The sequence below is a fragment of the Riemerella columbipharyngis genome (assembly GCF_900101995.1).
GTDB lineage: Bacteria > Bacteroidota > Bacteroidia > Flavobacteriales > Weeksellaceae > Riemerella > Riemerella columbipharyngis.
Window position 1 is genome coordinate 93,647 of the sequence record NZ_FNAS01000002.1, and the last position, 23,204, is coordinate 116,850.

The 23,204-nt window shown below is 36.5% G+C and carries 18 protein-coding genes; 3 read left to right on the top strand and 15 right to left on the bottom strand.

Features of this window, described 5'->3' with window-relative positions:
• Positions 1-116: 116 nt before the first annotated feature.
• From BLS89_RS01955 to mnmD, 3 genes are all read left to right on the top strand, one after another.
• Positions 117-2,162 (top strand): DUF262 domain-containing protein, encoded by a 2,046-nt coding sequence (locus tag BLS89_RS01955; protein WP_092735820.1) that lies wholly within the window; start codon positions 117-119, stop codon positions 2,160-2,162.
• Between the two features lie 424 nt (positions 2,163-2,586).
• Positions 2,587-2,883, top strand: coding sequence for a sll1863 family stress response protein (locus BLS89_RS01960; RefSeq protein ID WP_176763216.1), 297 nt, complete (start codon positions 2,587-2,589; stop codon positions 2,881-2,883).
• Positions 2,884-2,953: 70 nt separating this feature from the next.
• Positions 2,954-3,625: a tRNA (5-methylaminomethyl-2-thiouridine)(34)-methyltransferase MnmC2 gene (gene mnmD / locus BLS89_RS01965; protein WP_092735822.1), complete on the top strand. Its 672-nt coding sequence runs from the start codon at positions 2,954-2,956 to the stop codon at positions 3,623-3,625.
• A gap of 53 nt (positions 3,626-3,678) precedes the next feature.
• Here the strand turns inward: mnmD and porV are convergent, their stop codons facing one another.
• The 15 genes from porV to gcvT all read right to left on the bottom strand — a co-directional run bounded on the left by porV (position 3,679) and on the right by gcvT (position 22,983).
• On the bottom strand, positions 3,679-4,812 hold the full coding sequence (gene porV / locus BLS89_RS01970) for a type IX secretion system outer membrane channel protein PorV (RefSeq protein WP_092735823.1): 1,134 nt from the start codon (positions 4,810-4,812) through the stop codon (positions 3,679-3,681).
• A gap of 19 nt (positions 4,813-4,831) precedes the next feature.
• Positions 4,832-8,650 (bottom strand): type IX secretion system sortase PorU, encoded by a 3,819-nt coding sequence (porU, locus tag BLS89_RS01975; protein ID WP_092735824.1) that lies wholly within the window; start codon positions 8,648-8,650, stop codon positions 4,832-4,834.
• Positions 8,651-8,737: 87 nt separating this feature from the next.
• On the bottom strand, positions 8,738-9,073 hold the full coding sequence (locus BLS89_RS01980) for an arsenate reductase family protein (RefSeq protein ID WP_176763217.1): 336 nt from the start codon (positions 9,071-9,073) through the stop codon (positions 8,738-8,740).
• A gap of 15 nt (positions 9,074-9,088) precedes the next feature.
• The gene (locus tag BLS89_RS01985; protein WP_092735826.1) at positions 9,089-9,913 is read right to left on the bottom strand and encodes a CvfB family protein; all 825 of its coding nucleotides are present in this window, start codon (positions 9,911-9,913) and stop codon (positions 9,089-9,091) included.
• A 3-nt stretch (positions 9,914-9,916) separates the two neighbouring features.
• Positions 9,917-10,204: a rhodanese-like domain-containing protein gene (locus BLS89_RS01990; RefSeq protein WP_092735827.1), complete on the bottom strand. Its 288-nt coding sequence runs from the start codon at positions 10,202-10,204 to the stop codon at positions 9,917-9,919.
• Between the two features lie 3 nt (positions 10,205-10,207).
• Positions 10,208-11,017: a 5'-nucleotidase, lipoprotein e(P4) family gene (locus tag BLS89_RS01995; RefSeq protein WP_092735828.1), complete on the bottom strand. Its 810-nt coding sequence runs from the start codon at positions 11,015-11,017 to the stop codon at positions 10,208-10,210.
• Between the two features lie 26 nt (positions 11,018-11,043).
• Positions 11,044-12,084, bottom strand: a complete 1,041-nt coding sequence (locus BLS89_RS02000; RefSeq protein WP_092735829.1) for a glucokinase — start codon at positions 12,082-12,084, stop codon at positions 11,044-11,046.
• Between the two features lie 208 nt (positions 12,085-12,292).
• On the bottom strand, positions 12,293-14,089 hold the full coding sequence (gene yidC / locus BLS89_RS02005) for a membrane protein insertase YidC (RefSeq protein WP_092735830.1): 1,797 nt from the start codon (positions 14,087-14,089) through the stop codon (positions 12,293-12,295).
• Positions 14,090-14,227: 138 nt separating this feature from the next.
• Positions 14,228-15,841 (bottom strand): CTP synthase, encoded by a 1,614-nt coding sequence (locus BLS89_RS02010; RefSeq protein WP_092735831.1) that lies wholly within the window; start codon positions 15,839-15,841, stop codon positions 14,228-14,230.
• A gap of 175 nt (positions 15,842-16,016) precedes the next feature.
• Positions 16,017-16,775, bottom strand: coding sequence for a triose-phosphate isomerase (tpiA, locus tag BLS89_RS02015; protein WP_092735832.1), 759 nt, complete (start codon positions 16,773-16,775; stop codon positions 16,017-16,019).
• Positions 16,776-16,791: 16 nt separating this feature from the next.
• Entirely contained in the window at positions 16,792-17,142 is a 351-nt protein-coding gene (locus BLS89_RS02020; RefSeq protein ID WP_092735833.1) for a hypothetical protein, read from the bottom strand.
• 76 nt (positions 17,143-17,218) lie between these two features.
• Complete coding sequence (guaA, locus tag BLS89_RS02025) at positions 17,219-18,748, bottom strand: glutamine-hydrolyzing GMP synthase (RefSeq protein ID WP_092735834.1); 1,530 nt, start codon at positions 18,746-18,748, stop codon at positions 17,219-17,221.
• A gap of 79 nt (positions 18,749-18,827) precedes the next feature.
• Entirely contained in the window at positions 18,828-20,069 is a 1,242-nt protein-coding gene (gene purD / locus BLS89_RS02030; protein WP_092735835.1) for a phosphoribosylamine--glycine ligase, read from the bottom strand.
• Positions 20,070-20,123: 54 nt separating this feature from the next.
• A complete protein-coding gene (gene purH / locus BLS89_RS02035; RefSeq protein WP_092735836.1) occupies positions 20,124-21,869 on the bottom strand; it encodes a bifunctional phosphoribosylaminoimidazolecarboxamide formyltransferase/IMP cyclohydrolase in 1,746 nt (581 codons plus the stop codon).
• A 34-nt stretch (positions 21,870-21,903) separates the two neighbouring features.
• Positions 21,904-22,983, bottom strand: coding sequence for a glycine cleavage system aminomethyltransferase GcvT (gene gcvT, locus BLS89_RS02040; protein WP_092735837.1), 1,080 nt, complete (start codon positions 22,981-22,983; stop codon positions 21,904-21,906).
• Positions 22,984-23,204: the final 221 nt, after the last annotated feature.

A 23,204-nucleotide genomic window follows, 5' to 3' on the forward strand; every position in this document is an offset into this window, starting at 1 on the left:
TTCAGATTTTTGTATGAAATTCAAGTTAAGTTTTTGCTCCAATAATTTGGTACATATAGTAGATATAGGGTATATTTGAAAGTTACTTAACAACACTCTTGATAATATTAAACAATATGAAAACCAATGAGCCCAAAATTTTAGAATTATTATCAAATAATGATGTAACGTTTTTTATTCCCCCTTACCAAAGAAATTATGAATGGGAAACAGATATCTGTGAGATATTTTACAAAGACATTGAGAAAGTAGCTTACAATAGTGGTAGTCAGCACTTTTTTGGAACGGTTATCTATTATGCGGAAAGTACAATTTTAGGACAGCCCGATAAATATATTCTGGTTGACGGACAGCAAAGACTGACCACTACAATGCTATTCTTAATAGCAGCTCGTGACTGTATATCAGATGAGAATTTAAGAAACTATATTGATTCCAAGTACCTTAAAAATAACAATGTCAGTGGCGATGTTGAATATAAAATCAAATTAAAACAAGTTGAATCCGACTGGCAAGCCTATAAAAATATCATATTGAACGAGCCTTTAAATGAAAAGGATAAAAAATCTGCTGTATTTAGAAACTACCAATTTTTTAAATTTAAATTAGCTAATCTAAGTGAAGGCGATATTCGTCATTTGATTGAGAAAGGTTTGACTAATTTTAATATCGTAACCATTCAGTTAGAACCCGAAAGAAATGCTTGGGAGAAACCTCAAGAAATTTTTGAGAGCATGAACTCGCTTGGGAAGCCCTTATCTTTAGCGGATTTGGTAAGAAATTACCTATTGCTTGGCAAGTCTTCTGAAGAGCAAGATAATTTATACCGCCGCTATTGGTTGAAAATAGAAGAAAACTTGTCGGGTGATAATGATGCCTTTTCAGTTTCGGCTTTTATTCGTGATTATATGCAGCTTGAGGATGCCACCAGCTATAAAAAAGCCACTGATACTAATCACAAAGAACTCTATCGTAATTTCAAGAGCTTATTTGAAGGTGAAAATTACGAACAACTGATAAGAAAATTAGCTGAACATTCCTATCTTTATGCTGTTTTAGCCGGCTATCAATCAAGTGGAAACCTTAAAATTGATCAAAAAATTGCTGATTTAAAACTGGTTGAAGCATCGGGATTTTATTCTTTCATTTTAGGTGTATTACACTTAAGAAAAGGAACACAATTAAATGATAGTGATACGCTTGCTATTTTAGAGGCGATTTTTATTTACGTTGCCCGTAGAAGGATTTTGAGGCTTACACAAGGGGAGAATAAAAATGCCCCTTTATTGGTAAAATACTTTGATAACTTGATTACTGCTACAGATAAGAAAGAAAAAATGTTGTCGCTGTTATCCAACCAGCAATACGCCTTAAGATTACCAAACGATAACGATGTGATGAATTATTTATCAAGTAAAGAATCCAATTTCTACAACTTGAGAAGCGGTAAATTTTTGTTTAGTTTGATAGAAGAAAAACTCACAAAAAGCCGTCCGATTTTGAATGAAAAAGATCTGCAAGTAGAACACATTATGCCACAAAAACTCAACAGTACTTGGAAAAATGAATTGGGCGAAAAGTATGAGGAAATCCATAATAATTATTTGCACCATATCGGCAACTTAACTTTAATTCGCCACAATCAAGAACTGGGCAACAAACCTTTTGCTGATAAAAAAGCGATTTACGAAAATAATGCAGGTATGCAGATAGCTAAAGATAAAATCGTTACCGAACAAAGCTGGGGTGAAACGCAAATAAAAACCAGAGCCGAATATTTGATAAGGCTATTGACCGAAAAGATATTACCAATAAGTGATAAATTTAAAACAAACAACAATTATTCAAATGAAAAAAGAGGGAGAGGTCGTAAGCTTTCTTTTTTAAAATTAGGATTGATAGGTAAAACGATTGTCTATTTTGATGACGAAAATATTGTGGCAGAAGTTATTGGGGATAAAAAATTAAAATTTGAGGGAACCGATTGGAAACTATCACCTCTTACCTGTGAAATTGAGACCAGAAAAAACCGAAGAAATCGCTCCGGTGCTTATTGGGGCATCAATAAATGGATATATCAGGGGAAAACGCTTGAAGACTGGATTGACGAAATGAAAGATGATGAAGCCGGCGATAATGATAATGAGGTGGAATACTTTTAGAAAAGGAAGTGAAATAAACACACCTTATAATATCTATGTAAAAGATAATAATCATCTACTGTTTTAAAAGGTAAAACACTAATCAGAAAAAGGGATTTCTCTATAATCTAGGTACATTACACACTTTTCTTTCGAGGGCTTCTTTTCTGCGAAATCGGATCCGTACCGCTTAAAAATCCCTTTTTTACCCCAGCCATCTGATTAGATTTATCCATATTTTCAAGTATGTATTTGCTAAAAGAAGGATTACCCTAATATTTAGCATCTTAACTTACTTTTTACGAGTTGTCTAAAAAAGAGAATTACAAAAATCCCTCTATATGCTTATTGCAAGGAGGGACAAAAAATGCTTGATTTGTTTTTGACTCTTTGGAACAATTGTTGCAAGAGAAAGAGTAAAACAATTTTAATAAATTCTGAAATTATGGATCTACAAGATTTAAAAAACGACGCACAACAGAAAATTGACGAAGTTTCTAAACACATCGAAGACATTAAAGCTAAAATCTCTTCAAACCCCGGAGAGCTGAAAGATGAAGTTCAGGAGCAGCTTTCCCACTTAGAAAATTTAAAGGAAAGTATGCAGAAAAAATATGAGGAATTAGAAGATGCTGCCGAGGATAAGTTAGAAGATCTAAAAAACTCTTTCTCCGAATTATCTAAAAAACTACCAGATTCCTTGAAAGACGGCTTAGACAAATTGAAAAATTTATTCAGTTAATATCTTAAAAAACATCTAATAAGCTGCCTTGTAATAGAGGTGGCTTTTTGTTTGCTAAAATTGAATTAAATTGAAAAGAGAAATAAGAACTACTGCCGATGGCTCTAAAACCCTTTTTATAAACGAGCTGAATGAAGGCTATCACTCACACCATGGTGCTTTGCAGGAAGCAAAACATGTTTTTATAAAAAATGGCCTTGCACGCATAGAAAAAATTGAGTTTAATATTTTGGAATTAGGATTTGGCACGGGGCTGAATGTTTTGGTAACTGCCGAAGCTCTAATGGCGACAAATATTTCCAAAATAAACTATTACACCATAGAAAAATATCCAGTTACCTCTGACGAAATCCAAAATATGGGTTTTGAACATTTATTTGAAAATACTAAGATGGCATCTATCTATGAAAAAATTCATAGTTGTGAATGGGAGACGCTCTGCAGTATTATGCCAAAACTTAGCCTAAAAAAAATAAAATCCGATTTTCATAATCTTGAAAATATAGAGCTTCCAACGATAGATTTAGTTTATTTTGATTGTTTTGGGGCAAGAGTTCAGCCAGACTTGTGGGAATTACCTCTGGTGAAAATGGTTTCAGATAAAATGACAACAGGAAGTTTACTCAGCACCTACTCCTCTAAGGGAAGTTTTCAGCGTGTACTAAAGTCACTTAATTTTAATTTAGAAAAATTAGAAGGTCCGAAGGGGAAACGAGAAATGATCAACGCTTGGAAAACATAATAAAAGTTTTGAGAAAATTTCTCAAAACTTTTATTTTTTATGACTAAAAATTTTTAGTTCTGTGTATTTGAAGTTTCTCCACCTATGTTCCAAGTAAGCCCGAAACGAAGCGTATTATCCAATGCACTATTTTGTTTAGATGTATTGATTAAGTAGGAAACATCTAATCCAAAGGATTGGTAATTAAACCCTACCCCTAAAGTAGCGTATTGTCTTGCACCTTGCAATTCATTTTCTGCAAAATACCCTGTTCTTACCGCAAAAGCATTATCATAAGAATACTCTAATGCCCCGCTGAACATCCAGCTTTTAGGGTTACTGAAAGATTTTCCTACTCCTTCCATTACCCCTACATTTGGAATAGAATATGTTCCGTCTTCATTCTCTTCTGCTCCTGGTACTAATAATTTAGAAGCCTCTACACTTAGCCCTACTTTATTGGTATCGTCTAAAAATAAATCATATCCGGCTCCTAACCTCAATGTTGTAGGCAGATAAGAACGAGAATCATCGTTCCCCGTATAATCCAATTTCGGACCTAAATTTTGTACCGCAAAACCGGCTTTGGCTTGGCCTTCATAGTTTCCGAAGCTTTCGCCTCTGTCGGATTGAAAATATCCGGATACATCTACGGCAAAAGAATTTGCAGGTTTTAGATTACTATTGGAATTAAAATTTCCAAAGTCTGAACGAATGTATCGTCCCGTAACCGCCATTGAGTAATTATCCGATAATTTCAATCCATAGGATAAATCTATAGAGAACTCATTTGGGTGGACAGTCCCCTCTTGAACAATTTGAGTTCCCGATATAGAGTTTAGTTCCACCTGTCCCATATTGAAATAATAAACACTTGCTCCGATAGTAGATCTTTCAGAATCTCCTAAAAAAGTATAATAAGAACCGTAGAGCAAGAATACATCACTTACCAATTTACTCAAGTACGGCATATAGTTTACTCCCACAGCCGAAGAATTTCTACTAAATGGATATTTAGCAGCATTCCAATACTGAGAATAAACATCCGGTGAAGTAGCCACCCCTTGGTCTCCCAAACCTCCTGCTCTGGCATCTGGTGAGATCCTAAGAAAAGGAGCTCCTGTAAGTACCTGACCTTTCTGCTGTGCCAACGCTAAGCCTGAAAGCCCCATACCCAAGCTCAAAATAAGTTTTTTCGTTAGTTTCATATCATTATTATATTAAAATTTATTTCAATAATACCATTTTTTCTAATCCCGTAGCAGTTCCTTTGCACACATCAGCATTTTGACCTTTTACAAAAACTTTGTAAATATAAGTGCCTTTCCCTACTGTGGCACCATAGTTATCGGTACCATCCCACTCTATCTGCTCTCTTCCCGTTCTATATCCTTCTAAGTACGGTTCCGAGCTTACCATCTGGTGTATAATTTTTACCAGATGCCCTGTAATAGTATATATCTGTACCGTAACTTCCAAAGCATCAGCACAATTGTGCTCAAACTGAATATATGTCTTATCCGTAAAAGGATTCGGCCAATTTAGTAATTTTTTTATAACTAAATTTTCTTCGCCCTGAGGTCTTACTATAAAGTTTAACGAAGCAGTAGCAGAATTATTGTTAATGTCCCAAGCTTTAAGCAACAATTGATGCTCTCCTGCTTTTAAATCTTTGAAAGGATAACTTACCGACCCCTTTTGATATTCTTTAAGATTAGTAGTGATGCAGCCGCCTGACTGCCCGGAAGTAAAATAATTATTAAGTACCGTAGTATTGACTACTTCTCCGTCTAAAACAAGCGTAATATCGTGACCTATCCCCGCTCCTGTAGCATTGATACCAGTGTCATCTGTGAGACAAGCCAGCAGTGTAGGGCTTTCATTGGTTATACCGCCATTAACGAAATTGGTATTATTCATATAGAGCTTAATGCCCGGCGGCTGATGGTCATTAATTCCATCAGGATTGATACCTCCTACCAAAACACTGTCTGATTTGTAAAAATCTTTTTCGTTATCATTCGCATAGACCATCATTCTCATATGGCTGTCTTTGGCATCAATATCTTTCGGCATATAGAACTCTACATTAAATTTTCCATCTTTTACAATGGCTGAGGATTTTACCGCAGGATTTCCTTCTTCTTTATAAGTCAAATCCGGAATTGTTTTATCCTGAAATTGATTAAACAATGTTAAAGATACCTTTCCATTAAAATCATTATGCCCATCAATATGCCCCTGAACAGAGACAAAATCCAAGCCTCTTATTTTTCCTGATACTGGTGTTTTTATATCATCAATAACTATTTTTGGCAATGGTCTGGTAAGCCTCATCGCCGGATCTCCTATAAAATTAACTCTTAAATGATTAGACGAAGCCCCAAACTCTATTTTTGCTTTCAAGAAATCATCTCCCAGACGATTAAAATTCCCTTCGTTATTTTTAGACAATATACCGTTAAGAAAAATGCTGGTAAAATCTACACCATAGCTTATAGGCAAGGCTCGGCTGGAAGTAATCATCGCAGCAGGACCTCCTTCTTTTAGTTTGTAAAGCATCGCCCCTGCCGAATTGATTTTGGCATTATCCCAAAGCGTAAATTCGCAGGTAATGGTAGAAACCAAAGGAAATCTACTATACGATTTATTGAAATTATTAAAGTTCTTGATATTGTCCGTCGTAAGAACACGCTCCTGTGCCCAGCCATTAACGCCTCCGTGCCCAAAATAAAATACAAAAAGACTGCTGCTCATAGCATCTGTTATCGCCTTGTTGATGCTAGGATACCTTACTCCTCCTGCAGTACTCACAGCAGGATAAGCTCCTAAATAAAGCTTGCGAATATGATACTCCTTTTCATTGGAATCTCTTGTCTCGAAAATATTTTTTATATAGGGGTCTATAGTAGCGTAAAATGCTTTACTGCCATAATCTCTATCATCGTCTACCACCATATCAATATTCATTTTCCAATCTCCAAAAGGATTACTCTGCTGGGGTAAAGCATTATAATAGGCTAAAGTTTTATCTACTGCTGTTTTGGCTTCTGTTACATTATTGGCTAAAATCCTCCCTATCGGTAAATCCGGAAGTATTGTTCCTACTGAATTATAATTTTGCGGACTCGTCATTACAAAATAATCATCTGTAACATAAGATCTTTCATAATTAAGACTGTACTCACTCTCATAGCTTGGGATGATATTGGAGTAGGTATAATCTTTATTTTTGTAATCATAAGAACCATTCCCCATCAAAAGAACATACTTTAGCTGCCCATCATTTTTCAAATGTGAAACAAAATTTCTAATGGCAGTAATATCTTGGCTCCCGGAACTGTATTCATTATAAATCTGCTGAATATAAACAATTGCTGTCTTGAAATTATTTTCCCTCTCGTGGTAATCTGCAAGGCGTTTTGCTTCATTATAAAATTCCGGAATGGTAATAATGAGATAATCCGTATTTGTGAGGCTATGCAAATCTTGATTCTGGACACGCTCTACATAAACAGGCTCGTAAGCGGCCTCTCTCTTAAATGCAACAAATTCATTGGCAAAATATTCAGAATCTGCTTGATAATCAAAGCTGAATTCATTAGCATTAGTGGCATTGTTCTTTTCCCGTTTAGGATTGACCACATCAGAAACATTCCAAACTTCGTCAGCAGAAGCGGTATTGTCCATTAGAAATTGATAAATGCCACCATTTCCCTCTTGGATATCATAGTTTCTAAAATTCATCTGCTGTCCATTAAAAATCAAAGGCTGTTTATAAGTGGCTTCTACATAATCCAAATAAAAAACAGCACTCGGATTTCGCGAGATATCCGGCGATATTTTTACATTTATTTCTTTCTCTCCATTAGCTTTTACACTTTGGAATATATAAAAATCTGAATTTGCATTTATTGTATTTACAGTCCCATTGGTATTAACTGAAACAGAAGAGTTTTTTGGATTTTCCGCTATGATACGCGTTCTAAGAAAAATATCGGAACCAGAGGGTATAGACTGCGTAGTCTTAAAATTAAAAGACAGTTCTTTGGTAAAAGAATCACCGACCCAAAGCCGCCCTACATTTTTTAGATTTGTTTTATCCTCATTTATGTATTGATAATCATCATAATTTCTAACAACTTGGGATGCTGTACCTGCTGCTGAGCCGATATTTATCCTCTTCCCCTCCCCTTTATCAAAGGTTATAAAATAGTATGAATAGTCGCTATATAAATTCTGAAAGTTGGAAGCTCTGTCTGTCCTATTATCTGTCCTTCCATTTCTAAAAACCCTGTATCCATTAGGACCTTGTGCATAGAATAGAGCATAGTCTCCATCATCCCATTTTCCATCTTCCTCCCCCACTACTTCTATGGCATTTTCTTGAAGCGTCTTGTAGTAAGGGTTTGTATTAACTTCTGGCAGCATCAATCCTCCATTTCCATAGACTCTGAGGTTTTTAGGATTTACATCCGACGGAGTAATTCCCATAGAGCGAAGTAACTGCGTGGTTATTTTGAAAACACCGCTTTTATCCACTCTTATCTTGTAGAAAGTCCCTGATTTCAGAGGGTTATCAGAAGTGCCAAGTGCAGCTGTACTTCCAAAATTGACATATTGATTAGACTTTTTCAAATCGTAAGACACCAAACGATAAATATCTTGCCCCACTTTTTTCAAAGTTTTTACTCTCACATTCAACAGATATCCTGGTGCTATCGGATTTTTTTGAATACCGGCTATGTTTTCTTCCTCCGAATTGATGGCATTTTTATCAATATCATACAATTGATTCCGGGGCATCTTCTCCCAAACAAGATTTTCAATAGTATATTGATAAGGCTCCGAAAGCACTTCAGAGTAGCTTATGAATATATTATTCTTGTCGTAATCAAAGTTTTTATTGTCAAAATTAGGCAGCTCTACGGTATTATTAGAAAAAACGACATTTCTTTTACCTTTCCATAAAACATTTACCTTCTGTCCATAAGAGAAAAGGCTCAGTAGAAACAAAAAGAAAAAGAAGTAAAAGTTTTTTTTCATTCTAAATATAATTGGCCAAAAGTACTACATAATTTGTAAAAACGGAAATTCCACTGATTTATTATATAACGACACCAATATAAGTCTCTACAAAATTTCCAAAATATTTACGCCATCTCTACCTATGAGTATACCCTTTTCAGTAAGGAATACCGGTCTTTTCAGAAAGCTGTAATGTTTTAATATCAAGTCTTTAAAATCTTTTTCTGTAAGTTTTTTCACCTCTATATTTTGAATACGAATCTGCGTAGAGCGTTTACTGAAAAGTGCTTCATAGGATTTAGTAAAATGATGCATTTCAGAGAGCTCCTCCTCTGTTACATTATTAGATTTCAGTTCTCGTAGTTCCCATCCGTCCAAATCCAGTTCTGACATTATCCTCCTGCAAGTACTGCAAGTTTTTAGATAGAATACCTTTTTCATTATTTATTTTTGAGATTACAAAAGTCTTATTTTATCTTCTAATATTTCTATAACTTTCTCTTTATAAAGTCCGCCTATTGCCTTTTTGAAATTCTTTTTGCTCATATGGACTTCCGCTTTTATTTCCTCAGGCGAAGACTTGTCCGACAAATAAAGGATACCATAATTTTCGTCTAATTTATCCAAAATTCTTTGCTTAAACTCATCTATATTTTGGAAACCTTCCGGCTGTAGGGAAACATCTATCTTGTGGTCTTCCCGAATATTTTTGATATAGCCTGTTTTTTCGGAGAGAGGATATATCTTTTCATAAACATCCGATGCATAGATTAGTCCAATGTACTTCTTGTTAATAATGACATTCCAGCCCAGTTCTGTTTCGTTCATCATCAGCAAATCCACTTGCTGCCCCTTTTTCAGAGGTAAGTTTTCATATTGCGGATTTCGCTTAAACTTAGTAGTCCCTGTAAGAAGTCCCGTTTCTTCATCCACATAGACATAGATAATATACCGCTTCCCCTCCTGCATTTTACCTTTCTGCTGTTTATACGGCACAAACAAATCCTTGATTATTCCCAAATCTACAAAAGCCCCGCTGCTCAATACTTGTACGCACTTCAGTGCAGCATATTCACCAGCTTCGCAATATGGTATTTCGGTAGTAGCAAATAGCTTCCCGTCATCTTGATAGACAAAAACTTCTATCTCCTCTCCTTCTTCCCATTTCTCTTCCACAAAAATATTAGGGAGAATGCATTCTTCTCCCTTTTCATTCTGCAATATGACTCCATATGAAGTTTTACGAATATATTTTAGTAATTGTATTTTACCTATTTCCATTCATCAGATGGTATTAAAAATTTCTTCCAAATCTGCGAAGCCTCCTCCATTATAAAGATTAGTCCCTCCCTCGGACGCCAAAAACTCGATGGCTTTCTCACTTCTTTTACCACTTCTGCAAAATAGGATTTTAGGACCTTCCAAAGATAGTATTTCGTCCTTTCGCTCCGCTACTTCTCCCAAAGGAATATTGACTGCGGACTCAAAATAACCATCCATCTCCAGTTCCATAGGTTCTCTTACATCTACTAAGTGGTAATTACCTGATTTTAATATTTCTGCTATTGTCATTTTTTAGTCTTTAAATGTTTCCAAATTTTGTATTTTAACCTCTTTAGAATTGAATTTCCTCTGAGGATATTTTTTCTTAAGTTCCTTATTCATTTCTGTACTCCAATTTCCATACATAGCATTTGGAAGAATGATAAACTTTTTGCCAAATATACCAGGATCTTCGTTTACCATCTCAGAAGCAGATTTACCTTCACCATTGTAATAATAAATATCCGAAAAATCATTCAAATTATCCCCAAAAAGCAGTACTATATTATAATGCTCTGCCACGCTTTGTCTTCGGCTTTCTTTGCTTGAAGATTTTTCCGATTTAAGGATAAGATGCTCATTATCTGCAAAAGGATAATTGTATTTTTGAAGATTCTTAAGGGTTTTCACTCTTTCTTTTTCATCTCTGTTTGTAATATAGAAAATAGTTACGCCGTTTCTTTTAGCAAAGTTCAAAAACCCCAATGCTCCCGGAATAGGCTTAGCATCCGCAAGGTCTGACCATTTCATCCAATCCTCATTAGAAAACTCTTTATTATGAAGAATCTCATAAGCCTCTAATGGGGAATTATCCAATACTGTCTCATCAATATCCAAAACTACCGCCTTAGGCTTCGGAGTTTTATCATGGGTAATGATATCCGCCAGCCTCGTCTGCCCAATCTGATAAGCCTGATAAGCGAGAGCCTTGTACTCTCCGGATTTCTGCATCCACACAGTGGCATTGATAAGGTTCTGCCCATCATCTTTAGTAACCTGAGCGTAAGATTGCAATGAATAAGACACCGCTGCAATTTCCAAAGCAAAAAGTATTTTTTTCATAGATTTTCAGATTTAATTTATTTTATTTAATTCGTACCAAAAGCCCCATAATAAGCCGCACCTAAAAGATTAGCTTCTCCATTGGTCAATAGATAAATGGGAGTATTGCACAAAATATTCTCCATCTTATCACTTACGATAAAATTTTCATAAAAGTTAGAATTTTTAAGACAGATTTCTATACTCTTGACAATATCTCCGGTAATGATGAGTCCTCCCACAGATTTTAATTTCAAGGTAAGGCTGTGTGCCTCTCTCGCAATAAACTCCGAAAGCCGCTCTAATGCCATCACACAAGTTCTATCATTACCGCTAAGACCTTCTTTTATAATCTCCTGATAACAAGAGCTGTCTGTAAAATTCACATTGGTTTCTCTCTGGTGCTTTACATCTCTGAGAAATCTGAAAATATTGAAAATCCCTTCATAAGAAAGCACCGATTCCCAAGTCACTATACCGTATATTTTTTTTAAGAATTGATAAAACTCTACTTCTTCGTCGGTTCTTGGGGAAAATTCCGAATGTCCACCTTCTGTGGCAAAAGGTCGGAGAAAAGTACCGTCCCAAAACATTCCTGCTTCACCCAAACCTTTACCTGGAGCTATTATGGCTACATTTCCTCTAATTTTACTATTCCCTTGGTGGATGACCTGAAAATCATTTTCCTGCATCCCGCCTACACCATATGCCAGAGCCTCTACATCATTGATAAGATAAACATTTTCTATAGAAGTTTTAGTCTTGATAATGGTTTCCGAAAGCTCAAAAGGCAAATGCTGAGTAACACAAAAGCCATTCATTACAGGCCCGGGAACGCTTACCGATATTTTATCCGTTTTCTCTATTGCTACATCTCGTAAAAACAGTTTGAGCATATCACTAAAACAGCTGAACTCTTTCGTAAGATATTCTCTACGATGGTTCTGAGTAAGCTTACCGCCATTGCTTGTAAAATGGGCTAATACTGTTTTATCCTGTTTCACATCTGCCGCAATGATGCTCTTGCCGTTATGTTCCTCATTTTTTCTATAAGGAAAATACAACGGAAATTTATTTTGAAAAGGCATATCTATATTATTTATTCAGCCTCAAATATAGGCTTTTTCTCTTAATTGCACAAAAAACATTCTTTGTAAGAGAAAGACTTTTCTTGTTCGTAAAAATAATGTTTATAAAAACTTGATGTTTTCTTTTGAATGGGGTCAAATAAAAATCTCGCTGCTTATAATAACAGCGAGATTAAAGTCATAACAAAAAATATAAATTGAAAATAAATTATTTTCTGTTTTTTCTTTGCTGTTCCTGAAGGCGTTGTTGCTCTTGTGCTTTTTCCATCATTTCACGCATCCTTTTTTGAAACTTACCTTCTTTTTTCGGTTTTGTTTTATTAGCCTGAATCTGAGCGTGAATTTTCTTTTCATCTAATATCCAATTTTTAATAACCAAAATAATGATAATATTGATGGTATTGGACACAAAATAATACCAAGACAACCCCGATGCTTCTGAATTTAAGAAGAATAAAAATGTAATCGGGAAAATATACATCAGAGGTTTCATATTAGGCATTCCCTGCTGTGTAGGCTGCTGCATATTCCCTGCTGTCATTACGGTATAAATGAGCATTACAGCAGTACAAGCCAATGCAAATATACTCAAGTGGTCTCCTAAAATCGGAATACTGTACGGGAATTTTATCACATCATCATAAGCCGTCAAATCATTTGCAAACCAAAAACTCTTACCTCTAAGATCAAGCATATTCGGAAAGAATCGGAACAATGCGTAGAAGATAGGAATCTGTATCAATCCAGGTAAACACCCTGCCAACTGATTGACTCCGGCTTTTCTATAAACAGCCATTGTTTCCTGCTGTCTTTTCATAGCGTCGGCATCTTTATACTTTTCGTTTACCTCTTCTATTTCGGGACGGATTACCTTCATCATCGCGCTCAGCTTATGCTGCTTGTACATAATCGGTGATAAGATAATCTTTACCACAATGGTCATCAGGAATATAACCCAGCCTGCCGCTATTCCCCAAGAAGAAAGTAGATTGTACATATTGATAAAGAATATGCGGTTCACCCAACCGATGATAGACCAGCCTAATGGCAATATTTTATCAAATTCTTTATCGTAACTTTTGAGTAAATCAATATTTAACGGCATAAAGTACCAAGTAAAATCTTGATTGAACTCATCTCCGGATATTTTCACGCGACCGCCATAGCTGAATTTCTTTATTTCTTTTCCTGTTTCTACAAGGTCTTGTTTACCGGTGGAATGTGTAAAGCCTGTTTTAGATTCTATTATAGAAGTAAAGAATTGTTGTTTTACGGCTAACCAATTGAGCGTTACTTTATCTTCTTCCATCTCACCTCGCGAGTCGTAGTCTGTATTTCCATAGTTGTCAAATGCATAGACAAACTCCGAATGGTTCTGCTCTTGGCGACGACCCTTCTCTGCCGCGAGGACATCATAATTCCACACAAAATCAGCATCCGAACCATCGGATATTGCTGCAAGTCCGTTCGTTCTCACCTTGAAATCTACGCGATAGTCATCCATTATGGTATAGACATATTGGATGGTTGCCCCATCTACGGAAGCTGTCATCGTTACGGTGTTACCATTCACCTGAGGGGTAAAAAGCAAATTTCGTGTATCGATTACCTTTCCGTTTTTTTCCTTAAAACGAAAACCATAAGACGAACTTTTATCATTCATTAGATAGAGAGGCTGGTCATCTTTATCTGTTTTAGAATTATAGGCTTTGTAGTTATTCATCATCACCGATGAAAGCTGCCCACCCAGTCCGTTTATGGCTAATGTTAAATCTTTGTTTTTAAGACTTACCGTTTGTATTTCTCCTTCTGGTACTGCCGGTACATTGTTTTGCAAAGTGTTGTCCTGAACGGTCTTTGCGTCTGTCTTTTGTTCTGTTTTCTGTTGGTTTTTGTAATTTTCGGCTTGTCTGTTTTGAAAATAAAACAAAGCACCGAAAAGCACCAAAGTCAATACAGCAAAGTTTATCAGTTGGTTTTTGTCTAATCCATTATTCTGTTGCATTCTTCAATTTTTTTTAATGATTAAATCAGAGATAATGCCTCCAATTTCAGACTGCGAATTTAAGTTTTTTTCACGAATTGAACATTATCCCCTATTATAAAAAGAATAACCCCGAACAAAAATCCGGGATTAAACATATTATTTCCCTTTGTGAGCCGTTACAGCTTTTACAAAAGCCTTAAACAACGGGTGTGGCGTAGCTACCGTACTTTTGTATTCCGGATGGTACTGCACACCAATATAGAAAGGATGATCTTTTAGTTCTAATGCTTCTACGAGATTGGTTTCAGGATTAAAGCCCACCGGCATTAGTCCTTTGTTTTCGTACTCCTCGCGATAGTCGCTATTAAATTCGTAGCGGTGGCGGTGGCGTTCGCTAATGGTATCTTGTCCGTAGATTTCCTTTAATTGGGATTTTGGATCAAGGCTACACTTCCACGCCCCCAATCTCATTGTCCCTCCTTTTTCGGACACATTCTTTTGCTCTTCCATCAGAGAGATGACCGGTGCATCTGTGGTAGCATCAAATTCCATAGAGTTGGCTTTCTCGTAGCCCAAAACATTTCTTGCAAACTCTATTGTTATAATCTGCATTCCTAGGCATATGCCCAATAGCGGAATTTTATGTTCACGAGCATATCGTGCTGCAATAACCTTCCCTTCAATACCTCTGTCTCCGAATCCAGGTGCTATCAAAATACCATCTACACCTTTTAAGATTTCATCTACAGGATTTTGTTCCAAATCTCCACTATAAACCCACCTTACTTTGACCTCCGTTTCCAAATCCGCACCTGCGTGGATAAACGCCTCTACTATAGATTTATAGGAGTCCTGAAGAGAAACATACTTCCCTACGAGTGCGACTTCTACTTTTTTCTTCGGATTTTTATATTTTTTAAGGAAGCTATTCCAATTATCTAAATTCAATTCTTTTTTTGGTTTCAAATCCAAAGTTTTCATTACCACTTCATCAAAATGCTGCTTCTGAAGCTCCAGCGGTACTCTGTAAATAGTGTCTGCATCCATACATTCTATGACATTGTCCGTAGGAACATTACAGAACTGAGCTAACTTAGCCCTAACATCTTTGAGTATCTTATGCTCCGAACGACATACCAAAACATCTGCCTGAACACCGCTCTCCATCAGCTGGCGAACAGAATGCTGAGAAGGTTTTGTTTTAAGTTCTCCACTGGCAGAGAGGTATGGTAACAGCGTAAGATGGATAACCATAGAATTATGCTCCCCAAGTTCCCATTTGAGCTGTCTTACAGATTCTATATAAGGAAGAGACTCTATATCCCCTACCGTTCCGCCTATCTCGGTAATGATGATATCGTAATCTTTTTGAGCCAAAAGTTTTATTCTTCTTTTAATCTCATTGGTAATGTGAGGAATTACCTGAACCGTTTTCCCTAAAAAATCGCCTTTTCGTTCCTTTTCTATTACAGTTTGGTATATCCGCCCTGTGGTTACATTGTTGTTTTGGGAAGTAGGTGCATCCAAAAACCTCTCGTAGTGCCCAAGATCCAAATCTGTCTCCGCTCCGTCTTCTGTCACATAGCACTCGCCATGTTCATAGGGATTAAGCGTACCCGGGTCTATATTAATATAAGGGTCTAATTTCTGAATGGTTACATTAAAGCCTCTGGACTTCAGCAGCAATCCGAGAGAAGAGGATATAATCCCTTTACCAAGGGACGAAGTAACCCCTCCCGTCACAAAGATAAATTTGGTATTCTTGTTCATTTAGATTAGGTTTGTGCAAATTTAGCAGAAATATTATAAAGGTACAAAAGATGGAAAAATTTATTTGGCATATCCCTTTATATTACAAATGAATAGATTTAATCTTTTTTTTAACAAAACAAACCCTCTAAACTATGTAAAGAGGGTTTATGTTCTAAGAAAATATTTCCGTTTTTTAAGAAAACGCTTCTATAATTTTTGTAAAATCCTCTACATTGAGTGCCGCACCGCCAATCAAACCTCCATCTACATCAGGCTGAGAGAAAATTTCTTTAGCGTTATTAGGTTTTACAGAGCCCCCATAGAGAATGGATATTTCATCAGCAACTTCTTTACCATATTTATCGGCAATCAGGTTTCGGATAAAAGCGTGAACCTCCTGAGCTTGTTCTGCCGTAGCGGTTTCTCCCGTGCCTATTGCCCATACAGGTTCGTAGGCAATAACTACTTTTTTAATGTCTTCTGCAGACAAATCAAATAGAGCCGTTTCGGTTTGTTTTTTTATAACATCAAGGTATTCTCCTGCTTTTCTTTCTTCCAGCTTTTCACCATTACAATAGATAGGCGTAAGTCCTTTTTCCAGAAGTTTTTTTACTTTTACCGCTGCAGACTCATCGGTTTCATTGTGATACTGTCTGCGCTCCGAGTGGGCTACAATACTGCCGTTTGCCTTTAAGGACAACAGCATATCCACAGATATTTCCCCTGTGTAAGCTCCGGCATCGTGGGTAGAGAGGTCCTGAGCATAGACTTCTACCTCTCCATTGTCAAAAATATTTTTCCCCATAGCAAGGTATAGCGAAGGCGGGGCTATCATTACTTTGCAATTAGGCTTATTAGATTTAGAATAAGCCAACAGCTCCTCCATTAATTTCTTTGCTTCGAGGTAGGTTTTATTCATTTTCCAGTTACCCGCAACTATTTTACTTCTCATTTTTATTTTTTTAGGGTTAATCTAATTTCCAAATGGTTTTCATTAATTTATAAAACTGATGCTCACGCTCTGTCACTTCATTATCAGCTTTAATCAATCTTTTGGCAAAATCCGCAAATTTTATACGCTCTTCTTCCGTAGAATCGTCGTAAAAACAGTGGGCGTGAAACTCAAAGTGGTCTTTCCATTCCTCAGGCTGAAGGCTGGAAATAACCTCCAATTCATTATCCAAATTCATTTTGAATGGAAATTCTTCTTGTAAATATTCTTTCACCAAAAGCCCTTCTTCGGGGCAAAATTCGTAATCGACAGCCGAAAGAATCATTAGTAAATGATATCCCGCTATAGATTTGTTAGATTTCTTCATATCAGTTTTATATTAAATCTTTTTTCTACTTTCAAATCTAAGAAGAATTTTCGAATTTAGAGGTATTATAAAACTTTTATTCCCACTCTATAGTTGCCGGCGGTTTACTGGAAATATCGTAGGCAACGCGGTTGATACCTTTTACTTCGTTGATAATTCTATTGGAAACATTCTCCAAAAACTCGTAAGGCAGCTTACTCCATGTCGCTGTCATAAAGTCTATAGTATTGGCAGAACGCACCACAGCCGTGTATTCATAGGTTCTTTCATCTCCCATTACACCTACTGATTTTACCGGCAATAGTACAACGAAAGCCTGTGAAACTTTGTGGTACAAATCATTTTTGTACAGCTCTTCTATGAAAATATCGTCAGCATCTTGCAGTATCCTTACTTTTTCGGCATCTACTTCACCCAAAACGCGGATACCTAAGCCCGGACCAGGAAAAGGATGACGATAGACCAAATGATGAGGAATACCCAATTCTTCTCCTACTTTTCTCACTTCATCTTTGAACAATTCTCTCAAAGGCTCCAATAGTTCAAAATCCATATCCTCCGGAAGTCCTCCTACATTGTGGTGGGATTTGATAACCGCCGATGGTCCTTTAACAGACTGAGACTCTATCACATCTGGATATATAGTTCCTTGAGCTAAGAATTTAGCGCCTTCTATTTTAGAAGATTCTTCATCAAAAACTTCAATGAATTCATTGCCAATGATTTTCCGTTTTCTTTCAGGATCCGACACACCTTTGAGCTTGGACAAGAAGTGCTCCGAAGCATCTATAAGTTTTATATTAAGGTTAAAATATTCACCATAATTTTCCATTACTTTTTGGGCTTCATTTTTCCTTAGAAGTCCCGTATCTACGAAGATACAAGTCAATTGGTTGCCTATTGCTTTATGAATAAGCACCGCAGCCACAGAAGAGTCCACACCTCCGGATAATCCTAATATTACTTTTTGAGTGCCTACTTTTTCTTTGATTTCGGCTACTGTCCTGTCTATATAGTTGGTAAGTTTCCAGTTTTTCTCTGCTTTACAGATATTAAAAACAAAATTCTCCAACATCTTTGTGCCATACTCGGAATGTGAAACTTCGGGGTGAAATTGCACACAATAGATATTTTTTGTTTCATTAGAAATAGAAGAAATCACATCAGTTTCAGCATTGATGACAAAACCTTCCGGAATATTCTCCACTTCATCAAAGTGGCTCATCCACACTACGGAGTTCTCTGGAATATCAGTAAATAATTTTGATTTTTCTCTAATTCTCAAACTAGATTTTCCATATTCTCCCTTGATTCCTTTTTTCACTTTTCCACCTAACAAATGTGTGGTAAGCTGCATTCCGTAGCAAATTCCCAATATGGGGATTCCTGCTTCGAAAAGAGATTTTTTCACCAAGTGAGCATCTTCTGCATTTACTGAGCTCGGTCCGCCGGATAAGATAATCCCTGCCGGCTTTTTGGCTAATATTTCCTCTAAAGGGGTATTGAATGGAATAATTTCCGAATAAACTTCCATCTCTCGGATTCTTCTTCCGATGAGCTGATTGTACTGAGAACCAAAATCTAAGATGATTATTCCGTTGGTCATAAATAAATATTTTTAACAGTTATAAAAGAAAAAGGTTTAGAAAAAAGCATTCTAAACCTTGTTGAAATATCATATAAAATTAGTGAAAGTCTGCAATATCTTCGCGATAAAAGCAATAGTCAAACCTTACCGGCAGAGCATCTGCATAGACTTTATCTCTTGCCTCTTTATAAGTAGAGGCAGTTGCTACGAGATTAAGTACTCTACCACCTGTGGTAATGACTCTATCGCCTTGATTTCTTGCACCTGCAAATAATACTTGGCTATGTTTCACTTTGTCCAAACCTTTTATTTCAAAGCCTGTTTCTATATTCCTTGGATATCCACCGGAACACATCACGAGGCAAACCGCTTTCTCATCTTTGAATTTAAGCTCGATATCTTTCTCATGAAGACAATCATCTATCAAATCATAAAGATTGTTTTCAAGAAGCGGCATAATTACCTGTGTTTCAGGATCACCCAATCTCATATTGTACTCAAGACAATAGCAACCGTCTTGGGTAACCATTAGACCAAAAAATATAACGCCGTGAAACTGTATATTTTCTTCTTGAAGTCCTTTCATCGTAGGTTCAAGGATATTTTTTTGAAAATCAGCCATATGAACCATTGTAAATTCGGGGCTTGGGGCTACGCTTCCCATTCCTCCAGTATTTGGACCTTTATCCTTGTTTCCTGCTTTTTTATAATCTTTTACGGGAATGCAGGGAAAAAGTTTCTTACCATTAGAAAAAGCAATAATAGACGCTTCAAAGCCTTTGAGATAGTCTTCTATCACTACACGGATGCCCGCGTCTCCAAATATTCTTCTAATCATAAAGTCGTCTAATGTGGCCTGTGCTTCTTCTAAGTCTTCACAGATGACCACACCCTTTCCTCCTGCCAGTCCAGAAGCTTTGATAACGGTAGGATAGCTTGTCGTTTTGATATATTCGCAAGCTTCTTTGTAAGAGTCAAAAATTTTGGCTTTAGCTGTTTTTACATTATGCGTCTGCATAAATTTTTTAGAGAATGCCTTGCTGCCTTCTAGAGAAGCCGCTTTTTTATTAGGACCAAAAACCCTGATTCCATTTTTTTCAAACTCATCTACAATACCGTCCACTAAAGGTGCCTCAGGACCTACGATTGCTAAATCGATTCTCTCCTTGAGGGCAAAATCTCTCATCGCAACGATATCTTCTTCGTTAAAGTTTTTGCCTAAATGGTCTGTGGTAGCATTTCCTTTAGCAAAATACAAACCTGTAATTCTCTTATCGTCTTTAAGTTTCATTGCAAGAGCGGATTCACGACCGCCGTGCCCTACGATTAGTATTCTCATTCTAAGATTTTTTATTTTACAAATTTACAAATTAAGAATTGATAAAAAGAATTTCTAATGAAAAAAATGTCTCATTCCGCTAAAAACCATTGGTATCTTATGCTCGTTTGCTGCCTGTACGCTGTCTTCATCTCTCATGCTTCCACCAGGCTGGATGATGGCTTTAATTCCCTCTTTGGCACAAGTGTCTACTACATCTCTGAATGGGAAAAATGCATCTGATGCTAATACCAATTCACCACCGAATTTTTCTTTGGCGCGTTCTATTGCCTGCTGTGTAGCCCAGATACGATTAACTTGTCCTCCGCCTATGCCTAAGGCTTGTTGTCCGTTACTTACGACAATGGCATTGGATTTCACATATTTCACTACACGCTGTGAAAACAATAAGGCGTTCATCTGAGCTTCGGTTGGCTGGACTTCCGTTACTACTTTTATGTTGTTAGAAAACTGATTATCTGCATTCTGCACGAGCATTCCACCGTCTATCTTTACCCAAACTTGTTTATCGGATACCGCGTTTTTAATTTTAATGATTCTCAAATTTTTCTTTTTGGATAATACTTCTAATGCCTCCGGACTAAAATCAGGTGCCATTACGATTTCCAAGAATGTTTTATTGAGTTCCTCCGCAGTGGATTTGTCCATTTTGTAATTCATTGCAACGATACCTCCGAAAATAGATACAGGATCGCACTCAAAAGTTTTTTGATAAGTCTCCAGAGGGGTGTTTCCTATCGCTACGCCGCAAGGTGTGGAATGTTTAACAGCACAGCAAGCCATTTCCTCCTTAAATTCATTTACCACTTTCCAACAAAGATCCATATCCCTTAAATTATTGAAGGATAATTCTTTGCCACCCAATTGCTCAAAATCCTTCATCGCACCGTTTTCTGTATTAGAAACATAATATGCTGCCGACTGGTGCGGGTTTTCTCCATATCTGAGGTCAGAGACTTTTCTGTAAGATGAGTTGAGATACTTTGGATATTCCTCGTCCAAAAGCATTTGGGAAATAGCAGCATCATAAGCCGAAGTCAGGTTAAATACTTTTCCGGCGAAGCGTTTTCGGGTTTCGGAAGTGGTATTTCCTTGTTCCGAAATTTCCTGCATTACTTTTTCGTAATCTTCTACATCTGTGACTACGGTAACGGAAGCAAAATTTTTGGCAGCCGAACGAAGCATAGAAGGCCCACCGATATCTATAAATTCAATTTTTTCTTCTAAAGGAATGTCTTTACCCACATTCTCAAAAAAAGGATAAAGATTAACCACCACCATATCAATAAGTTCTATATTATGGTTTTTTACGGTGCTCATATGTTCATCATTATCTCTAAGAGCCAGAAGACCACCGTGTACTTTCGGGTGTAATGTCTTCACTCTTCCGTCCAGCATTTCGGGAAATTCGGTCACTTCATCAATGGGAATAGGTGACAGCCCCGCGTCTTTGAGGTGCTTGAAAGTTCCTCCGGTAGAGATGAGCTGGTAGTTTTGTTGGGCTAAAAATGTTGCAAATTCTGTAAGTCTCGTTTTGTCGGAAACTGAAATAAGTGCTCTTTTCATTTTACAATTATTATATTTGAGTATATTTAATGTTTTTTCATCTTTTTCTCCATCAAAAAATTCATCCAAAACTTGCCCAAATAAATTGTTTTGTCCCAAATCAGCTATTGAAAAAAGCGTCATCGAAGACTTTAGTTTCATAAAATCAGGGTAGCCAAAAATTTCATCAGTATTATTATGGTTAAGGCTAAGTAATGCATTGGAAATTTCTTTCAATGGTAAAATAAAAAACACCCGATTGGATTTCGAGTGCTTTTAAGGTTTTATTTTATACAAAAGGAAGTTTAACTACTTTGGCAGGGATATTTTTATTCCGAATTTGGATAAATATCTCGGAGCCTACTTTGAAGTGAGGTTTGTTCACATAAGCCAATCCTACACCTATTTTTTTCATTGGCGACATCGTCCCTGAAGTTACTTTGCCAATCGCATTGCCTTCTGCATCTACTACGAGATAGTCGTGTCTTGGAACTGCTTTTTCTTGCATTTCAAAACCTACTAATTTTCTCGTGATGCCCTCCTCTTTTTGCTTAGCGAGAAAATCTCTATCTACAAAGTCTACATAAAGTTTTGTAATCCAGCCCAATCCTGCCTCTAAAGGCGAAGTGGTGTCATCAATATCATTTCCGTAAAGACAAAACCCTTTCTCCAATCTAAGGGTATCTCTAGCAGCCAACCCGCAAGGGATAAGCCCCAAATCTTTTCCGGCATTGCTTATAGCGTCCCAAAGCTGTTCTGCATATTCGTTTTTGAAATAAAGCTCAAAACCACCGCTGCCCGTATATCCCGTATTCGAGATAATAACCTCTTGTACGCCATCTACAGTTCCTACGCGGAAGTGATAATATGGGATTTCGGAGAGATTTACATCTGTGAGTTTCTGTAAAATTTCAGTGGCTTTCGGACCTTGTAATGCAATGAGCGAAGTATCGTCAGAAACATTAGTCATCTCTGCACCGAACTTTTCATTGTACTTCTGGAAGTGAGCCCAGTCTTTATCTATATTAGAAGCATTTACAACTACAAAGTATTTGTTTTCATTCATTCTGTAAACAATCAAATCATCTACGATACCACCTTTTCCGTTCGGCAAGCAAGAATATTGGGCTTTTCCGTCTTCCAGAGTATCTACATCATTAGAAGTAATATACTGCAAGAGTTTTTTAGCATTTTCTCCTTCAATGAAGAATTGCCCCATATGAGATACATCAAAAATCCCTGCTTTTTCCCTTACGGCGAAGTGTTCTTCTGTAACGCCAGAATATTGCACCGGCATTTCAAAACCGGCGAAAGGAACTATTTTAGCGCCTAAGGAAACATGTTTGTTGTATAATGCTGTTCTATTCATTATTTTGATTTTTTAATTCTCACAAAATTAAATTAAAAAAAAACTTAAACCAAACTTTCTATAATTTATTTATCCATTTAATGTGAGTTAGCTTTAAAGAGCTTAAATAAAAAACAGTCTATATGTCTCTCCAAATACTTAATCCTTAAAAATATAGTCTATCTTTATTATAAAAATATAGAGATAAAAAAATATCAAATTATACTGTTTTGTCAAATTAA